At 64.7% G+C, this 18142-nt stretch carries 16 protein-coding genes; 10 read left to right on the forward strand and 6 right to left on the reverse strand.

Annotated elements, in window-relative coordinates; translation table 11 throughout:
* Positions 1 to 9: 9 nt before the first annotated feature.
* The 3 genes from AC51GR_RS00200 to AC51GR_RS00210 are packed head-to-tail and all read right to left on the reverse strand — an operon-like array spanning position 10 to position 2902.
* Positions 10 to 1074, reverse strand: a complete 1065-nt coding sequence (locus AC51GR_RS00200) for a DUF8320 family protein (protein WP_496322613.1) — start codon at positions 1072 to 1074, stop codon at positions 10 to 12.
* Positions 1059 to 2261: a sensor histidine kinase gene (locus AC51GR_RS00205; protein WP_496322614.1), complete on the reverse strand. Its 1203-nt coding sequence runs from the start codon at positions 2259 to 2261 to the stop codon at positions 1059 to 1061. The genes AC51GR_RS00200 and AC51GR_RS00205 overlap by 16 nt, the downstream gene beginning before the upstream one ends.
* Complete coding sequence (locus tag AC51GR_RS00210; protein WP_496322615.1) at positions 2258 to 2902, reverse strand: helix-turn-helix transcriptional regulator; 645 nt, start codon at positions 2900 to 2902, stop codon at positions 2258 to 2260. The genes AC51GR_RS00205 and AC51GR_RS00210 overlap by 4 nt, the downstream gene beginning before the upstream one ends.
* A gap of 561 nt (positions 2903 to 3463) precedes the next feature.
* Here AC51GR_RS00210 and AC51GR_RS00215 point away from each other — a divergent pair.
* The 7 genes from AC51GR_RS00215 to AC51GR_RS00245 all read left to right on the forward strand — a co-directional run bounded on the left by AC51GR_RS00215 (position 3464) and on the right by AC51GR_RS00245 (position 11239).
* Positions 3464 to 4726 (forward strand): ABC transporter substrate-binding protein, encoded by a 1263-nt coding sequence (locus AC51GR_RS00215; protein ID WP_496322616.1) that lies wholly within the window; start codon positions 3464 to 3466, stop codon positions 4724 to 4726.
* 198 nt (positions 4727 to 4924) lie between these two features.
* Positions 4925 to 6940, forward strand: a complete 2016-nt coding sequence (locus AC51GR_RS00220) for an ABC transporter permease (RefSeq protein ID WP_496322617.1) — start codon at positions 4925 to 4927, stop codon at positions 6938 to 6940.
* Positions 6930 to 7754 carry an ABC transporter ATP-binding protein gene (locus AC51GR_RS00225; protein ID WP_496322618.1) on the forward strand — a complete coding sequence of 275 codons (825 nt, stop codon included), beginning with the start codon at positions 6930 to 6932 and terminating at the stop codon, positions 7752 to 7754. The genes AC51GR_RS00220 and AC51GR_RS00225 overlap by 11 nt, the downstream gene beginning before the upstream one ends.
* Positions 7751 to 8506, forward strand: coding sequence for an ABC transporter ATP-binding protein (locus AC51GR_RS00230; protein ID WP_496322619.1), 756 nt, complete (start codon positions 7751 to 7753; stop codon positions 8504 to 8506). The genes AC51GR_RS00225 and AC51GR_RS00230 overlap by 4 nt, the downstream gene beginning before the upstream one ends.
* A 113-nt stretch (positions 8507 to 8619) precedes the next feature.
* Entirely contained in the window at positions 8620 to 9234 is a 615-nt protein-coding gene (locus AC51GR_RS00235) for a TetR/AcrR family transcriptional regulator (RefSeq protein WP_496322620.1), read from the forward strand.
* Positions 9235 to 9261: 27 nt separating this feature from the next.
* Positions 9262 to 10113 carry an alpha/beta fold hydrolase gene (locus AC51GR_RS00240; protein ID WP_496322621.1) on the forward strand — a complete coding sequence of 284 codons (852 nt, stop codon included), beginning with the start codon at positions 9262 to 9264 and terminating at the stop codon, positions 10111 to 10113.
* Between the two features lie 208 nt (positions 10114 to 10321).
* Positions 10322 to 11239: a L,D-transpeptidase gene (locus AC51GR_RS00245; protein ID WP_496322622.1), complete on the forward strand. Its 918-nt coding sequence runs from the start codon at positions 10322 to 10324 to the stop codon at positions 11237 to 11239.
* 79 nt (positions 11240 to 11318) lie between these two features.
* Here AC51GR_RS00245 and AC51GR_RS00250 read toward each other — a convergent pair whose 3' ends face one another.
* Both AC51GR_RS00250 and AC51GR_RS00255 read right to left on the reverse strand, forming a co-directional pair.
* On the reverse strand, positions 11319 to 13325 hold the full coding sequence (locus AC51GR_RS00250) for a M13 family metallopeptidase (protein ID WP_496322623.1): 2007 nt from the start codon (positions 13323 to 13325) through the stop codon (positions 11319 to 11321).
* 31 nt (positions 13326 to 13356) lie between these two features.
* A complete protein-coding gene (locus tag AC51GR_RS00255) occupies positions 13357 to 14034 on the reverse strand; it encodes a PAS and ANTAR domain-containing protein (RefSeq protein ID WP_496322624.1) in 678 nt (225 codons plus the stop codon).
* 385 nt (positions 14035 to 14419) lie between these two features.
* On the opposite strand from AC51GR_RS00255, the gene AC51GR_RS00260 reads away from it, so the two are divergent.
* The 3 genes from AC51GR_RS00260 to AC51GR_RS00270 all read left to right on the forward strand — a co-directional run bounded on the left by AC51GR_RS00260 (position 14420) and on the right by AC51GR_RS00270 (position 17206).
* Positions 14420 to 15289 carry an ABC transporter permease gene (locus AC51GR_RS00260; RefSeq protein WP_496322625.1) on the forward strand — a complete coding sequence of 290 codons (870 nt, stop codon included), beginning with the start codon at positions 14420 to 14422 and terminating at the stop codon, positions 15287 to 15289.
* An 80-nt stretch (positions 15290 to 15369) separates the two neighbouring features.
* Positions 15370 to 16425, forward strand: coding sequence for a taurine ABC transporter substrate-binding protein (locus AC51GR_RS00265; RefSeq protein ID WP_496322626.1), 1056 nt, complete (start codon positions 15370 to 15372; stop codon positions 16423 to 16425).
* The gene (locus AC51GR_RS00270) at positions 16409 to 17206 is read left to right on the forward strand and encodes an ABC transporter ATP-binding protein (RefSeq protein WP_496322627.1); all 798 of its coding nucleotides are present in this window, start codon (positions 16409 to 16411) and stop codon (positions 17204 to 17206) included. The genes AC51GR_RS00265 and AC51GR_RS00270 overlap by 17 nt, the downstream gene beginning before the upstream one ends.
* A 79-nt stretch (positions 17207 to 17285) precedes the next feature.
* On the opposite strand, the gene AC51GR_RS00275 is transcribed toward AC51GR_RS00270, so the two are convergent.
* On the reverse strand, positions 17286 to 18056 hold the full coding sequence (locus tag AC51GR_RS00275; RefSeq protein WP_496322628.1) for a pirin family protein: 771 nt from the start codon (positions 18054 to 18056) through the stop codon (positions 17286 to 17288).
* Positions 18057 to 18142 lie beyond the last annotated feature (86 nt).

Raw genomic sequence — 18142 nt, forward strand, 5'->3', positions numbered from 1 at the left:
GCGTCCGATTCACAGCCGGGGTGCCAACGCTTTGCCGTTGTGGCCGTACTCCACCCTGGTGGTGTCGTCCGGTGTGCTGTGCAGGACCGTGACCAGGGCATCCCGGTGCGGCGGGAGGACCCGGATGGTGAGGGTTCCGGTATCGGCGCGGATGAGGGCGTCGGTGATGGCGCGACAGATCTCGGTACAGACCTCAGGGGGCGCGGTGTCCAGGCCGTGGTCGTCGAGGAGCACCACGTCGACGCCGCGGGAGCGGGCCTGCCGGGCCACGGCCGGGATCGGGGGCCGGTCGAGAGCAGGCGCGCGCAGCGAGTCGCGGAGTCGGGCCTCGACCAGCTTGGCCGCGAGCCGTTCGTCTTCGGTCAGCGGCCGGGATTCTTTCATCTGCTCCAGCAGAGGGCGGGCGAGTTCGTCGAGTTGGGCGAGCCGGGCGTCGCGCTCTTCGAGGATTGCCTTGCCGGCGGCCTCGGCCGCCACCCGCAACGTCCCCTGCCGGCGCAGTTCGAAGATGCTGCGGGCCGCCGGACGGATGGTCCACGCAAAGAACGTGGCCATCAGCAGCGGTGCGAGATTGATGACCGAGATGGAGAGCCCGTACAGCGCACCTTCGCCGGCCATCGCCGTCCACACCATGCAGCTGACCAGTGTCGCCAGCATCCCGATCCACGCCCACAGCGGACGTCCGCGTACGGCCATGTAGGCGTAGATGGCCGTCGATGCCCCCAGCGTCCACAGCGGTAGGTGGCCTTCCAGGGGTAGTGCTGTCGTCACGAGATTGAGGTTGATGGCAATCGGGCCGACAGCGGCGAGACACACCGCTGCGGGCGCCGGCAGGGGATCCCCGGGGATGGAGATCAGACTGATCGCGCCGATGCTGACCACAATCCATGCGGCGAACTCGTACCACAGGCCGCCTGCCGGTGGATCCGACCAGCTGACCACCGCGAACGTGATCACGTATGCCGCCACGAGAATTCGTGCGGCGGGGGTGTGCAGTCCGAGGAGTGAACCCGCGTCACCGACCGACCTCGGGTCGTCGATTGTGGTCCGGGTCAGCGTCATCGGCTTTCCCATCCCAGGTACACCCGCGTGCCGGCGCCGGGCCGGGTATCGAGGTGCGCCGTGCCGCCGGGAAGGTTGCGCATCCGGCCCAGGATGCTGACGGCGATACCGAGGCGATGCGGGGCAACGGCGGCCGGATCGAAACCGCTGCCGTCGTCGGCCACCACCACGCCGAGCCCGGTGTCGGTGATGTTGACATCGACGGTGCGGGTGGTATCCGACCCTGCATGTATCTGGCTGTTGCGTAACGCTTCCGACAATGCCGAACCCATCGTGCGGACCACATCGGCGGGCAGGGCTGCCACCTTCTTGTCCGGATACTCGGAAACGCGGAACAGGGCCTGGTGGTCGGCGTCCACACACGCCGCGCGGAGGTGAGTGGTCGCCTGTTCGGGCGAAAAGTATTGGTTTGGGGCCGATTCGGTTCTGATGTTGTCCAGTTCTTCGAGTGTGGTCGCCGCCATCGCACTGATGATCTCCGGGGGCTGACCCCGGGAGGCGACCAGGAACGTCGACATCACACTGTCGTGGATCAACGCGTCGAACCGTTCGCGCTCGACCGTGCGGGCATGGCCGGCTGCCGCCATCGCAGCGGCGGCATATGTTGTCTCGGTGGTGGAATCGAGGAGGCGGCCGGTCCGCATCGCCATCGCGCCACCGCCCACGAACAGGGTGCAGAACATGATCGCGAACATGATCTCCGGAGCCAACACCCAGGCCGAGGAGTCACCGCGGGCGTAGAAGTTGATCAGTTGGACCGCGGTACACCCGACCACCAGATGCGAGAACACCAGTACCGGTGGCCATACGATGACGGCGGCCAGGCTTGCGACACCAGGGAAGAAGGCCAGCCAGACACCGTCGCCGTCCTCGATGGGCGGGCCGTTCCACGCCAGCGGCCAGGTTGCTGCCGCGATCAGAAAAGCGATGGCCGCAACACCGCTGAAGAACTTCATGGGTTGGGGGTCCGACCGAAACGACAACGCCCCCGGCAGCATTCCGGACCCGAAGACGAGCAGTACGTTGACGGGCGTCCACCACCAGTCCATCCGGGGCGCCAACATGCTGATCGCGGGCAGGAGGATGACGAGGTAGGCCAGATAGCCGACGCTGATGAAGCGCGCGAACATGCGAACGAGACGAAGGGTGTTCTCCCCACCGCCGAGATTGCCGGAGTGGAAAAGCGTTTGGCAGCTCATGGTTCCGGCGCCTCCGGCATCGGAAGCAGGCCGTCTTCGACGGCGCGCTTGTAGAGCTCGATCTTGGTTCCGGCCGGCCGGCCGGCATCGGCGTACTTGGCCCGGATCCGGGCCAGATAGTCGTTGACGGTGTGCGGCGTCAATCCGGTCAGTCGGGCGACACGATCTGCCTTCTCGCCCGAGGCGTACAGACTCAGGACGTCGCGCTGGCGAGGACTCAGGCCGACATCGGGGAGTCCGGGGTCGGCGTCGATGGCGGCGGCCCACTCGGTGGTCACGACCTGGCGACCGTCGGCCGCTGCGGCGATCGCCGCCACCACGACCTCGGTCGATTCGGTCTTCCTGACCACACCCAGCACACCGGCTTTGGCGGCCAAGCGCACCAGGTAGGGGTTCTCGGCGCCGGTGAACACCAGCGCCTGCAATCCGGCCGCGCGGAGTTCCTCGACGTTGGCGGTGGGAGAGGATCCGTCCGACAGGCGTAGATCCAGCAGAACCAAATCCAAATCGGCATGCAGAGCGAGTAGTTCGGTGACCGTCGGGGTGGCTGCGGCCACGACCAATCCGGGATGGTCGGCCAGCATGGCCTTGAGTCCCAGGACGACCGACGAGTGGTCCTCCACCACACCTATCCGCTTCACGTCACGCCACTCCGCTGTTCTCGGTCTACCGTCGTCGGCCTCATGTCCGGGTTGGACGAAGGTCACTGCTGCGACACCGGCTGATTCGGGCCCGGGCCAAGGTTTCTTCAGTGCCGAACCGATCCCGACAAAATATAGACGCTGAACGGGTTATCAGTATCAATCCCGAGGGTCCTGTGATCGTTCGGCTCACAAAAGTAAGCCCTACGGGCTACGACATTTAGTGTTCCAAGCGAATTACAAGAATATGCCCGCTCCTACCCGCTGAGCTCGGCATTCTATGCAGGGTCGTGACCATTTCGGGTTGATTCACATCGACGGATCAACGTCCGAACTGCACCTTGACACGCCTGTAAGGCAGGGGCTACTTTTCGAGTGGCCCAGATCACACCCGGGATGGGCACGACGGATGGCAAGAACGCTATTCGGTTGCAACCCCGTGTAACTCGGAGGGTCTGGCCGGGATCAAAGGTGCGCCTGAACATCGCCACTCGCCACTCGCGGATCGATGTTGTCGACGCATATCCATTGCGACCACTCACCGCCGGGAAAGGCATTGAAATGCGCAAGAGAACCGGCCGAATAGCGGCAGCATTTGTTGCGGCGGTGTGTGTCTTTTCCGTCGTCTCCTGTAGCGACGACAGTGATTCCGACAGCGACAACAGTGCGTCTCCGTCGGAGAGCGGCATCAAGGCGGCGGGTGAGTCGATCAAGGTCGGCTTCCTGAACCCGTCCAATGGCCCGATCACCCAGCCGGGTGTCGAGACCGGACAGAAGGCCGCCCTCAACTACATCAACAACGAGTTGGGCGGCATCGCCGGGCGCCCGATCGAGGTCGTGAACTGCGCAGTCGATGTCACGGCACCGGAATCGACCATCGGCTGTGCCAATCAGCTCGTGCAGGCCGGAGTCGTCGCGGTGATAGACGGATACGACGCGGCATCGAGTGCGGCCCTGCCGATTCTGCAATCGGCGAGTATCCCGATGGTCGGCCAGATCCCGTTCGACTCGGTCACCGGTTCGTCGCCGGAGAATCGGGTCTACTTCGGGCCACCGCAGGCCTCGTTCCTGATCGGTGTCATGCAGTCGCTGAAGCAGCAGGGAAAGAACTCTCTGACATTGGCGAACGTCGATGTCGCCGCGGCGCATCAGACATTCGACCGAATTCTCAAACCCCTTGGCGCGCAACTCGGTCTCGAGGTGAGCAGCATCTACTATTCGCCCACCAACCCGAACTACACCGCACTGGCCTCGACCATCAACTCGGGTGATCCCGATGTCGGTGGCCTGTTGACGTCGCAGACCGATGCCAACTGCACCAAGCTGGCCCAGTCGCTGCGCAGTGTCGGCTTCCAGAACACGATGTTCCTGGCGGCCTGCACCGAGTTCATCGACACGATGGGTGCACAAGCGGTCGGCGCGCAGACCTACTCGCCGATCTGGCTGGAACCGGCCAAAGATTCGGCACCGGCGCCGATGCAGGAAAACCTCGACATCACAGAGGAATACGTCGACGAGGCGGGTGGCAACGGGGGCTTCTACGCATACGGCACCTTCGCCACCTTCGTCGACTTCGCCAGGACCCTGGGTGCGGCCGCGCCGACGGAGGTCACCGGACCGACTGTTCTGGCCGCGCTGAAGGCCGTCGACGGTTACCAGAGCTGGCTGGGACCGGTGCTCAGTTGCGGTAAGGCGACAAGCCCCAATTGCACCACGGAGATGTTCGTCTTCGAGGTGACCGGTGACAAGAAGACCGAACCCATCGGGGGCGGGTTGATCCAGCCGAACCCGCAGGCGCTGGCCATGATTCCCGGCGCCAGCTAGCAACGGGGTTACAACGCAACAGATTCGGGGGTGTGCGGCGCGGCAGAGGCCGGGCGGCGCACCCCCGAATCGTCCCCCGCACAAGCGCCGCGTGGGGCGATTTTTCGGGCGCAACAACCCGGGCGGTCCGGTGCGCATGTTCGCACCCTGGCGCCCACCCATGAATCACACGAGCGGGAGTGAGGTGGCCACGGTCTCATGAGTCAGTTTCTGCAGTTCGTTTTCCTCGGCCTATCTGTCGGTGCGATCTATTCGGTCTTCGCGACGTCCCTCGTCGGGATCTACGCCGCGACCGGAGTCATCAACTTCGCACAGGGGTCCATCGCCCTGTGGGCGGTGTATGTTGTTGCCGCACTGCGTACCGATGGCACGTTCGTGCTGCCGATCGGCAGTATCTCGCTGGGTAGCGAGGACGATCCGACAGCGATGGTCCCGGCGATCATCATCGGCGTGGCCACCGCGGCGATCTGGGCGCTGCTGGCCCATCTCCTGATCTTCCGGCCGCTGCGGCGTGCCCCGGTCCTGGCGCAGGTGGTCGCCTCGGTCGGATTGATGCTCTTCATCCAGGCCCTGGTGTCCCTGCGCTTCGAGACCGATTCACTGATGGCGCTGCCGGTCTTGCCCGAGAAGACTTTTGAACTCGCCGGTGCGGTCATCAATGTCAGCGACCTGCTGCTGGCGGCCACCGCAATCGTCATCGCGGGACTGTTCTGGGCATACTTCCAGCTGACCACCCTCGGAGTGGCCACGCGGGCCGGTGCCGAAGACGAACTCGCCGCCCGGCTCGCCGGATACTCGCCGGACCGACTGGCTGCCATCGTCTGGGTCATCAGCGGCGCGGCGTCCGGTTTGATCGTCGTCCTGGGTGCCTACACCATCGGATTGGACTCGGCGAGCTACACCTTCTACATCATCCCGGCCCTGGCCGTCGCACTCGTCGGCCGCCTGACATCGTTCGGAATCGCCTGCGCGGCCGGGCTTGTACTCGGATCATTCCAGGCGGTCATCCTGTGGGCCGGCACACTCGAGTGGTGGCCGAGCTGGGCGCAGACCGGTCTCGGCGACGCCGTCCCGTTCGTCATCGTGGTCGTTGCCCTGTTCCTGCTCGGTGGGAAGATCCCGTCACGCGGCTCGCTCGGGGAGGCGAAGATGCCGGCGGTGACCATTCCGCGTATCCGCCCGATCCCTGTCGTCGTGGTGATCGCGGCAGTGGTGATCGCGGTTCTGTTGACCTCGGGCAGTTGGCGTTTCGGAATCGTGACCTCGATGATCCTGTCTCTCATCGCCCTGTCGCTCGTATTGCTCACCGGCTATCTGGGGCAGATCTCACTGGCCAGCATGGCCTTTGCCGGTACCGCCGGGTTCGCGTTGTCGAAGGTGACCATCAACTGGGGCGTGCCCTTCCCGTTCAGCATCCTGATCTCGGCGCTGCTGGCTACCGCGCTGGGTGTGATCGTCGGCGTTCCGGCCCTGCGCATCCGAGGCGCGCAACTCGCGGTGGTGACTTTGGCTGCAGCCCTGGCCATTCAGAGCTTCATCTTCAACAACCCGTCGATCACGCCGTTCGAGGGCAACTTGATCGAGGATCCGAAGCTCTTCGGGTGGGACCTGTCGGTGCGACAGGGGACCGAACTGACGACCATCGAATTCTCGATGATGGTGTTGGTGGTTGTCGGGGTGCTGACGCTGATCGTCCTGCGATTCATGGCGGGTTCGACCGGGCGCGCATTTCTCGCGGTCCGTTCCAACGAACGGGCGGCGGCGTCGGTGGGGATCAACGTCGCGGCGACCAAGTTGCTCGGGTTCGCCCTGTCCGCCTTCCTGGCCGGTGTCGGTGGTTGCCTCATCGGCTACAGCCGCGGGCAGTTGTCGGCGGCGTCGTTCACGGTGATCGTCGGTCTGGTCTTGCTGGCCATGACTTACGTCGGCGGTATCACCTCGGTCTGGGGTGCATTCATCGCCGGCATCATCGGTCCGCTCGGCGTCGGATACGTATTCCTCACCCAGACACTCGATCTCGGACAGTATTACCAGCTCATTGCCGCAGGCAGCCTGCTGCTGATGGCCGTGCTCAACCCGGTCGGGGTCGTCGGCGCCGTGCAGGAGACGGTGACGCACATCAAGACCAGGTTCGGCACCTCGTCACCGGCCCAGTCGCCACCACCACCCCCGAACGACAACTCCGAACCGAAAGCGAGTTCTCATGTCGGCTGAAAACACCACGTCGCTGCTGCAGGCCCGTGATCTCTCGGTGCGATACGGCGGCGTGGTCGCAAACGACAACATCGCCCTTTCGGTCGAGGCCGGGGAGATCGTCGGATTGATCGGGCCCAACGGGGCCGGGAAGACCACGTTCGTCGATGCCGTCACCGGATTCACCAGATCAATCGGCGAGGTATCGCTGGCCGGGACCCGTATCGAGAAGCAGAGTCCGCATCGCCGGCGCAGTGCCGGAATGGCCCGCACCTGGCAGGCCGGCGAATTGTTCGTGGACCTGACAGTTGCCGAAAACCTCGCTGTCGCAGTGCAACGTCCGGGGCTGCGAGCTCTGGTCGCCGACGTGTTCACCGGGTCGAAACCACCGGCGGCCACGATCGGCGAGGCGCTGGCGATGGTCGGGCTCACCGACGTCGCCGACCGACGGCCGGGCGAATTGACCCTGGGCCGGCAGAAGATGGTGGGTGTGGCCCGTGCGCTCGTGGGTGGCACGCGGCTCGTGTTGCTCGATGAGCCGGCGGCCGGCCTCGACACCCACGAGAGCAAGGCATTCGGTGCCGAACTGCGGCGGATCGCCGAGACCGGGATCGGCATCCTGCTGATCGATCACGACATGTCGCTGGTCTTGGAAGTGTGTGACCGGCTGTATGTCCTGGACTTCGGACGGGTCATCGCTTCCGGGGCACCGCAGGACATCCGGGACAACCCGGAGGTCATCGCGGCGTATCTCGGCAGCCCCGAGGTCACCGAGGCCGACATCGATCTCGACGGCGCACCCGGCGTCGGACTGCAGAAAGGGGACGCCGGATGAGTACAGGTGTTGTTACGCAACCGGTTCTGACGATCGAGGGAATCACCGTCGGATACGACGGCGTGCCCGCCGTCCGGGACCTCGATGCGCGTGTGCATGCGGGTGAGATCCTGGCACTGCTCGGTCCGAACGGGGCGGGCAAGACCACCACGCTGCTCGCGGCGGTCGGGGCGTTGCCGGTGATGGCGGGGACCATCACAGCGCTCGGGGAGCCGTTGGACAAGAGGATCGAACGCAACGCCAGGCGCGGCGTCACGCTGGTGCCGGACAATCGAGGTGTCTTCCACAAGCTCTCGGTCTCCGACAACCTTCGACTGGCGCATCGCAAGGGTGGCGCCGATGTGGACGTCGTCTTCGAATACTTCCCGAAGCTCAAAGGTTTGCGGGGACGCAAGTGCGGCAACCTCTCCGGCGGCGAGCAGCAGATGCTGGCCCTGGCCAAGGCGTTGTTGCCCCGCCCCAAGGTGTTGCTCATCGACGAACTCAGCCTGGGACTGTCGCCGATCGCGGTGAAGGATCTGCTGCCCCGACTACGCGCCATCGCCGACGAACAACAGATGGCGATCGTATTGGTGGAGCAGCACATCGACCTCGCGCTTGCGATAGCGGATTCGGCGATCGTGCTGCACCACGGTCGGGTGGCATTGTCCGGTCCCGCAGCCGAACTCAGTGCCCAGCGTGAAAGGGTTGAGGCCGCATACTTCGGTCTGGTCGACGGCCCCGATGATGAGGCGGCAGCCTCCGCAGGCTGAGACAAAACCGTATACCCGTAGAGGAACCGATTGTGTCGAACACGCCACGCGCGGCCGCAAGTCGGTCCAAAATCACTCGGAGCACCCGTAATCGGCCGACCGACAGTGAGCTGATGGATGCTGCGCTGGCCGTGATCGCCGACGTCGGTGCCCGGCGGGCGACCATGGACATGATCGCCGAGCGTGCGGGCACGTCCCGGGTCACGCTGTACGCGCACTTCGGTTCTCGGGATTCGTTGGTCGACGCGGTACTAGATCGCGAGATGAGCACGCTGACCCGGTGGAAACTCGCCGCCTATGACCAGGGCGACGAGATGGCCTACGGCGACCACACCCGGTACTCGGTGGAGGTCCTCTTCGAATACGCACGCCGCAATCCAGAAGGGTTCCGGGTGTTGCTGACGAACCGGGAGGAACACCGTGAATCCGCGCGGCAACTGTCGGCCGCATTGGAACCCAGACTCGCGCAACGTCTCCGGGCTGCGTTCTCCAAACGTGGGCACCACGTCGGTGTCGGGGTCGACGTCCTGGCCTCGATGCTGATCGGGATGACCCTCGATGTCGCCCACCGCGCGGTGATCGTGGCGGGGGCGAGCATCGATACCGCCTGCGAGTTGGCGGTGTCATCCGCGCTGTCGGTCCTGCGGACGGTGGATGTGGTCCAGTTGCAGGCGATCGACCGATCTCTGGGCGCAGAAACCGTGGAAAACCACCCAAGTGGTACATGAAACTGGAACACGTTCTAGTCTGATTCGGTGGACGTGACATATGAGACCAGCAAGCGAGAACTACCGACCGATGCCGGCGTGCTGCGCTATCACGAGGCAGGGTCGGGACCACCTCTGATCCTGCTCCACGGGTCGGGCCCGGGTGTCACCGGTTGGCGGAATTACCGGGGCAACATCGGTGTCTTCGCGCAGACCCACCACTGCTACGTCCTGGAGTTCCCGGGGTTCGGGGTCAGCGATCCGGTCAAGGGTCATCCGGTCCTGACCGCCGGTTCGTCGGTGATCCGATTCATGGACGCCCTCGGTATCGAGTCGGCGCCGATCATCGGCAATTCGATGGGCGGCGTGGTCGGCGTCAACCTGGCGATCAAGAAGCCGGAGCGGGTGAGCAAGCTGGTCACCATCGGTGGTGTTGGACCCAATGTCTTCAGTCCCAGTCCGAGCGAGGGTCTGCGGTTGCTACAGGAGTTCACCGATGCGCCCGACCGCGAGAAGTTGATCCGCTGGCTGACCGGAATGGTCTACGACCGGGACCTGATCACCGAGGACTTGATCGAGGAGCGCTGGGAGGCGGCGATCAATCCGGACGCGCAGGCCACCGCCCAGATGATGTACGGCTCGGCGGCATTCGAGATGCAGCAACAGTTCATGGCTGCCTCCGATACCCCGCCGTACTGGTCGATGATGCACAAGGTGAGCTGTCCGACGCTGCTGACCTGGGGGCGCGATGACCGGGTCAGCCCTCCCGACATGGCGATGCTGCCGATGCGGCTGATCCCCGACGCCGAGCTGCATGTCTTCCCCAAATGCGGTCACTGGGTGATGATCGAGGCCAAGACCGCGTTCGAGGGTGCGGTTCTCGATTTCCTCTCGCGCTGAGGGCGGGCCGTCGTAGTCGTCCGTTCTGACGGCACTTACCAGCGTATTCGGCGGTTTCACTGACATCTGACGACCGATCCCGTCGTGCTCGGGGGAGTTCGTGATGAATGGTTGCGCGCTGACGTATCTTGGGCAATCTGGCGCCGATCGCCGTTTCCGGCGCAGTGGGCACGCTCTGTTGCACAGGCGATGATCAAAGGGACGTTGCATGCAGCTCGGCATCATCGGTGGCCGCCTCGCAGGGCGTGTGGTGCTGGTCGTTGTCAGCGGCACCCTGGTCGCCGGTGGTTCGGTCGTGTCGGTGCAGGCCGATCCGCTCTGGCCGGGCGGTCCGGATGTTCCGGGGTTGTCCACGCCGCGCATCCCATTGCCCGATCCCGGCGCAGTCAAACCGTCCGATGAGCAGCCGTTGGCGCGCGCCAACTTCTCCACTCCCGTACTCGATCCGGTCGACGGTGAGACCGTCGGCATCGCCCAGCCGGTCATCATCTCGTTCACGGCGGCGATCGGGGACAGGGAGACCGCCGAGAAGGCGATCCGGGTGTCCACCGAACCCGAGGTCGACGGCGCCTACCGCTGGGTGGGCAACAGAGAGCTGCGCTGGAAGCCGGCCGGATTCTGGCCGGCCGGAACCAAGGTCAAGGTGCAGGCCGGAAGTGCGGCCGCAGGGTTTTCCGTCGGAGAGGAATGGGTCGCAACGGCCGACGACAACACCCACACCATCACGGTGTCCGTCGACGGCACGACGGCACGCACCATCCCGACATCCATGGGCGCCAACGAGAATCCGACACCCAACGGCGTCTACACGGTCGGTGAGCGGTTCGCCGACATGTACCTGGACTCCTCCACGTACGGCGTGCCGGTCGATTCGCCGGGTGGCTACCGCACCTATGTCGAGTACGCGACGCGGTTGTCGAACAGTGGCATATTCCTGCATGCGGCGCCGTGGTCCGTCGGCCAGCAAGGCAATACCAACGTCTCGCGTGGTGGCCTCAACGTGAGTACCGACGACGCGCGATGGTTTTTCGAGAATGCCCCCAAAGGTGCCCCGGTCGTCGTCCAGAACACCGTCGGCGGAACAGTTGATCCCGCCGACGGGCTCACCGACTTCACCGCTCCCTGACCCCGATGATGTGGCCTTTTGGCGAACAAACCCGCAGGTGGAAGCCGCCAAAAGGGCACATCATCGGGGTGGGGGAGCGCTACCAGATGTGGACGCGTTCAGGTTCCGGGAGATACAGGGCGTCGGCGGCCCCGACATCGAACGCCTCATAGAAGGCATCGATGTTGCTGATCACGCCGTTGCAGCGGAACTCTGGCGGTGAATGCGGATCGATGGACAGCCGACGGATCGCCTCGGCATCCCGAGTCTTGGTGCGCCACACCTGTGCCCACCCATAGAACACCCGCTGCAGGCCGGTCAGTCCGTCGATCACCGGCGCGGACTTGCCGTCGAGCGCGATCTGATAGGCGACCAGCGAGATGGACAGACCGCCGAGGTCGCCGATGTTCTCGCCGATGGTGAACTCGCCGTTGACCTTGTACTTCTCGTCGAGGCCCTTGGGTGTGAAGTGGCTGTACTGCTCGATGAGTTTCTTTGTGCGGGTGCCGAACTCGGCGCGGTCGGCGTCGGTCCACCAGTCGATCAGGTTGCCGTCACCGTCGTACTTGGCGCCCTGGTCGTCAAAACCGTGGCCGATCTCGTGCCCGATCACCGCGCCGATCCCACCGTAGTTCGCGGCATCGTCGGCCTCGGGATCGAAGAAGGGCGGCTGCAGGATCGCGGCCGGGAAGACGATCTCGTTCATTCCCGGGTTGTAATAGGCGTTGACGGTCTGCGGCGTCATGAACCATTCGTCGTGGTCCACCGGCTCGCCGATCTTCGCGAACTCCCGATCCTCCTCGAAAGCGCTTGCCCGAGCGATGTTCCCGAACAGGTCATCGCGCTCGATGGTCAGCGACAAGTAGTCCCGCCACGTCGCCGGATAGCCAATTTTGGGGGTGAACTTCTCCAGTTTGACGAGCGCCTTCTCGCGGGTCGCCGGGCTCATCCAATCCAGGTCGGTGATGTTGCGGCGGTAGGCCTTCACCAGATTCTCGATGAGCTCGTCCATCCGGGCCTTGGCCTGGGGTGGAAAATGCTTGGCGACATACAGTTTGCCGACGGCGAATCCGAGGCCCTGTTCGACCAGGCCCACACCGCGCTTCCAGCGGTCGCGGATGACCTCGGAGCCGGTGAGGGTCTTGCCGTAGAACGCGAAGTTCTCGGCCACGAACTCGTCGGACAGATACGGCGCCGCCGAATGCAGCAACCGCCATTGTGCCCAGAGTTTCCACTCGGCCAGGTCGCGCTCGGCGAAGAGCGCCGCGACGCCGGAGACGAACGAAGGCTGTCCGACGACCACTTCGCCGAATGTTTCCTCGGCCGGGGTGCTCAATCCCGCGGTCCAGGCATCGAGATCGAAACCGGTTGCCTCGGACTTGAATTCCGCCAATGTGCGCAAGTTGTAGGTGAGGTCGGCGTCGCGGCGGCGGACAACGTCCCAGTGCTGCGCGGCGATCGCCGTCTCGAGGTCGACGACGGTCGCGGCGGCACCTTCGGGGTCGTCGAAACCGGCCAGCCGGAACATCTTTGCGACGTGTTCGCGGTATGCGGCGAGCGACTCGGCGTGGTTCTCTTCGCGATAATACGATTCGTCGGGTAGTCCGAGCCCGGACTGTGTGATGTGGACGAGATAGCGATCGGATGCCTTGGCGTCGGTGTCGACGTAGTAGCCCAGCAGGCCGCCGATGCCCCGGCGCTGCTGCGCGCCGATCAGGCGGGCCAGCTCGGTGCGGTCTGCTGCTTCGGACAGCGCCGCCAGATCGGCCCGGATCGGTTCGATGCCGAGTGAGTTGATCCGTTCCTCGTCCATGAAGCTGGCGTACAGGTCGCCGATCTTCTGGGCGTCACTGCCGGGTTCCGGCGAGGACTCGGCACACTCGGTGATCAGGTCGCGGACGTTTTCCTCGGCGCGATCGCGGAGCACATGGAAGGCGCCGTCCACGGCCCGGTCGTCGGGGATCACGTGGTCGCGTAACCACACGCCGTTCACGTGTTCGAACAGGTCGTCTTGGGGCCGCACGGAATCATCGACCCAGCGCAGGTCGATTCCGGACCGGGGATCCGGCGATTCGGTGGCGGCAGCGGTCTCGGTTGATGAAGTCACCAGACCATCCTGGCACTCCTCGGCCGGTTCGTCAGCTGCCGTTGAGCGCAGACCCCTCCCGCTGGTGCGCGGTGAGCAGCAGATGGTCGAATGCGCGACGGCTTTCGTCGCTGACCGGAACCGCTCCGACCGCTGCATCGACGATGCTCTGGGCCAGCGCGCGAAGTTTGGTGTTGGTCTGCTGTGAACGCCAGGTCAGCACCTCGAACGCCCGATCATCAGAGATGGCGTAGGTGAGCATCAACATGCCCTTGGCCTGCTCGATCACCGCCCGGGACGCCGCGAAATCCTTGACCGCGGCGTCCATCGTTTCTTTCAACTCTGTTTTATGTGCCTCTGTAAGGTCCACATAGAACCCTTCGGTGCCGATCAGCTTTCCGGATGGGTCGGTCATCCGGTCGCCGATCACGAGTACGTGACGAACCCTGCCGGCGCGGTCGATGATGCGATGGCGGCTGCTGAACGCCTTGCCCTCGAGAAGTTCGTGGACGACGTGCTCGACGCGTTGACGGTCTTCGGGGTGTTTGTGGGACAGCAGTAGTTCAGTGGTCGGGGTGACCTCGCCGGGGCCGTAGCCGTGGATCGCGGCGACCTCGTCGGACCAGAACCACTGCTGCGCTTCGATGAGGAAGCGGAAGCTGCCCGCATGCTGATTGACACCCCCGAGCACTTGTTCGACCTGCTCGGTCCCGGTGCTGTCCCGCTCCATCACTTGCTCCCTCGTGCCCTCTGGCAATGGTTGTCGGTCGCCTGACAATCGTCCAACGGACGTGATCGTCTGGCGACACAGCTCGCGATCCGACGAGCTAACGATTATGTAACACGAAGCTGCGATGGCAGAAGGCGACCGCCTGCCACATACCAGCTATGAACTTACCGGTAAAGGATTGAACCCGGACCAAATCCAACGCCGCGGGCGGGGGAATTGCTGGGCTAACGTGACGCGGTGTTCATGACAACCCCGGTGCGCATGCTCTCGGTGGACCTCTGCCGCCTCGAGTCGCAGAACTGTTGTCGGTGAGCATCTTTCCGTAGGCCGTCCGCTCGGGAGCCTTCGGTGTCATTCCCTCTCCATCAGTCACCAGGGGTCCGCAGTGTCCGTAGTTCCCGCCATCGAGAAGCCGTCGGAAACCGCCGGCCCGGATGCGCCGCTCTCCCGCCGTCGGGGGACGCGTGTTCGGCCGTTGCTGTCGCGGGTCGGACTGCCGTTGCTGTCCCTGGTCGTGTTCGTCGCGCTCTGGCAGCTCGTGGTCGGTCTGAAGCTGTGGAACGAGACGCTGGTGCCGCCCCCGTCCGCGGTGTGGGACGCCTTCGTGAAGACCTCGACCACCACTGACGGTGTGCGGGGATACGCCGGCAAGTACCTGTGGGAACACCTGCTGATCAGCCTCGAGCGGATCGGTTACGGCATCGCCATCGGCATCCTGGTGGGAATTGCCTTCGGCCTGCTGATGGGTACCTTCGGCAAGATTCGTGCGTTGTTCGAACCCTGGATCACCTTCCTGCGCACGTTGCCGCCACTGGCCTACTTCTCCTTGCTGATCATCTGGCTCGGCATCAACGAGGAACCCAAGATCACGCTGCTGGCGATCGCCGCCTTCCCGCCGGTTGCGGTGGCGACCACATCGGCCGTCCTGGCGGCGCCGCAAGGTCTGGTCGAGGCCGCGAAAGCGCTGGGTGCAAGCAAGTTCGACGTCATCAAGGACGTGGTGGTCCCATCGGCACTGCCGGAGACGTTCACCGGTATCCGCCTCGCGGTCGGCGTTGCGTACTCGTCGCTCGTCGCGGCAGAACTCGTCAACGGACTTCCCGGCATCGGCGGAATGGTCAGGGACGCATCCAATTACAACAACACGCCGGTGGTCCTGGTCGGGATCATCGCCATCGGAGCCTCCGGGCTGATCATCGACGGACTGCTCCAGCTCATCGAGCGCAAGACCGTCCCCTGGCGCGGCCGGGTCTGATCGCGGTCGCCCACCGATTTCTTTCGTACCCCCTGTTTGTGCAACGTCGAGTCCCACTAGAGAAAGAACCCCCCACTCCCATGAGTCGCTCCCTCATATCTGCTCGCCTACACCGGCGACGGGTCACGTTCGTCGCCGCGCTGTCCGCCCTGGCCCTCACGCTCGGTCTCACCGCCTGCTCCGACGACAGCGACGGCGGCAAGACGATCACCATCGGCTACCAGTCGTTCCCCAGCGGAGACCTGATCGTCAAGAATCAGAGGTGGCTCGAAGAGGCCCTGCCGGACTACACCATCGAATGGACCAAGTTCGAGTCCGGCGCCACGATCAACCAGGCCTTCATCGCCAACTCGATCGACATCGGCGCCATCGGATCGAGCCCGGTCGCCAGAGGCCTGTCCGGGACCTCACCGATCGAATACAAGGTGGCGTTCGTGCTCGACGTCGCCGGGGACAACGAAGCCCTCGTGGTACGCGACGGGACCAACATCAACAGTGTTGCCGAACTGAAGGGTAAGACCATCGGCACCGCACTGGCGTCGACAGCGCACTACAGTCTGCTCGTCGCACTGGAACAGGCCGGACTGTCGGCCGACGACGTCAAGATCGTCGACCTGCAACCCCAGGCCATCCTCGCGGCCTGGGAACGTGGTGACATCGATGCCGCCTACACCTGGCTGCCGACCCTCGATGAGCTTCGCAAGACCGGTAAGGACCTGGTCACGAGCCGGGCGATCGGTGAATCCGGCAACCCCACCCTGGACCTCGGTGTGGTGTCGAACCAGCTGATCTCCGACGACCCCGCGGCGGTCGACGCCTGGCGTAAGGTGCAGGCCCGGGCGCTGGACCTGATCAACAACGATCCCGCGGCCGCCGCGGGATTCGTCGGACAAGAACTCGGCATCAGCGCCGACGAAGCCCTCGGCCAGCTCAAGCAGGGCGTGTTCCTGACCCCTGCACAGATCGCGTCGCCGCAGTGGCTGGGTACACCCGGCGCGGCGGGCAACCTCGCGAACAACCTGCTCAGCGCGGCCGAGTTCCTCGCGGCGCAGAAGCAGATCGAGAAAGCGCCGACTCTGGAAGAGTTGCAGCAGGCGATCTACGTGGAAGGCCTGCCAGGTGCCCTCGACCAGTGATGACCGGTCGGTGAGCGCGGTCCGGCTCGACACCGTGGAGCACCGCTACGGCAGCGGTCCCGATGCGGTGACCGCAGTGGGTCCGGTGTCCCTTGACGTCCCGGCCGGGGAGTTCCTGGTGCTGGTCGGGGCCTCGGGGTGTGGCAAGAGCACGTTGCTGCGACTGATCGCCGGCTTCGAACAACCCACTGCGGGTGCGGTCGAGGTGCTCGGGCGCGCCCCGGTCCCGGGAGAATCGGCCGGGGTGGTGTTCCAACAGCCACGGCTGTTCCCGTGGCGGACGGTGGGCGGCAACGTCGACCTGGCGTTGAAGTACGCCGGTGTGGCGAAGTCCGAGCGGACCACCCGGCGGGATGAATTGCTCGAACGGGTCGGGCTCGAAGGTACGGCGGAACGTCGCATCTGGGAGATCTCGGGAGGCCAGCAACAGCGCGTCGCCATTGCCAGGGCACTGGCGGCGGAGAATCCACTGTTCCTGCTCGACGAGCCGTTTGCGGCTCTGGACGCCCTGACCCGTGAGCGGTTGCAGGAAGATGTCCGGTCCGTGAGCACGGACACCGGCCGCACATCGGTATTCGTCACCCACAGCGCCGACGAAGCGGTGTTCCTGGGTTCGCGGATCGTGGTGCTCACCAAACGGCCCGGCAAGGTCGCGCTCGACCTGAAGGTGGATCTGCCGCGCGGTCACGTCGACTACGACGAACTCCGCAACTCGAGCGACTACAACGCGCTGCGATCGGAGGTCAGCCACGCGGTCAAGGCCGCTGCGGTTGCCGCCTGACCACCTTCGATCGGCCCGCTCGACGGTGATATCGGCACGGTCGACGGTGATATCGGCCCGCTCGACGGGGGGGGGGGGGTCAGCCGCCGAGGGTGCGGTGCATCTCCCAGACGAGGACCTCGGTGGCGGTGATCGCGGTGAGACGTTCACCGCCGCCGCCGGTGATCCGGACGGTGTCCCCGGCGTGGAGGTCGTCGGGCATGGGTTCGAGCCGGGCCGACCCGGAGGCGATGAAGACGTGTCCCCAGGGCAGATCGGGCAGGGTCACCGATTGCCCGGCGTCGAGCCTGGCGACATGGAAGGCCACCGAGTTGTTGCCGATCCGGATGGCCGAGTCATAGGCGGGTATGCCCGAGGCGACGGTCACCAGCGACCCGGACCGCAACTCGTCGGCGACATCGAGTTGCTCGTAGCCGGGTTCGGTACCGGTGTCGTCGGGCAGGACCCACATCTGGATGTAGTGCACCGGCTCGGCGCCGGTCGGAACCGGGCGGCCGCCGCGGACCAATCCGCCCCGCCAGGTGTCGTTGCGCTCGGAGTGGGTGACACCGCTGCCCGCGCTCATCCGTTGCGCCAGACCGGGATAGATGACGCCCGCATGATCCATCGAATCCTGGTGGACCAGCGACCCTGACAGCACCCACGTCACGATCTCCATATTGCGATGCGGGTGGGTGTCGAAGCCTTGCTGTGGCGCAACGGTTTCGTCGTTGTGGACCATCAGGACACCGTGATGTGTGTTGTCCGGATCGTAGTGGTCGCCAAAGGAAAAACCGTGCCGCGAATCGAGCCAGTCGAGACCGGTGACAGGTCGATCATTCGAGCGAAATGCAAAATACCTGGAGCTCACCTTTTCAATACTCCACCCCCAATCCGCGATGGTGCAAAAATGGCAGAAGGCGTCTGACACAGCCGGGATGCCAAGGATTAAGGGTA

The organism is Williamsia sp. z71, from assembly GCF_059553375.1.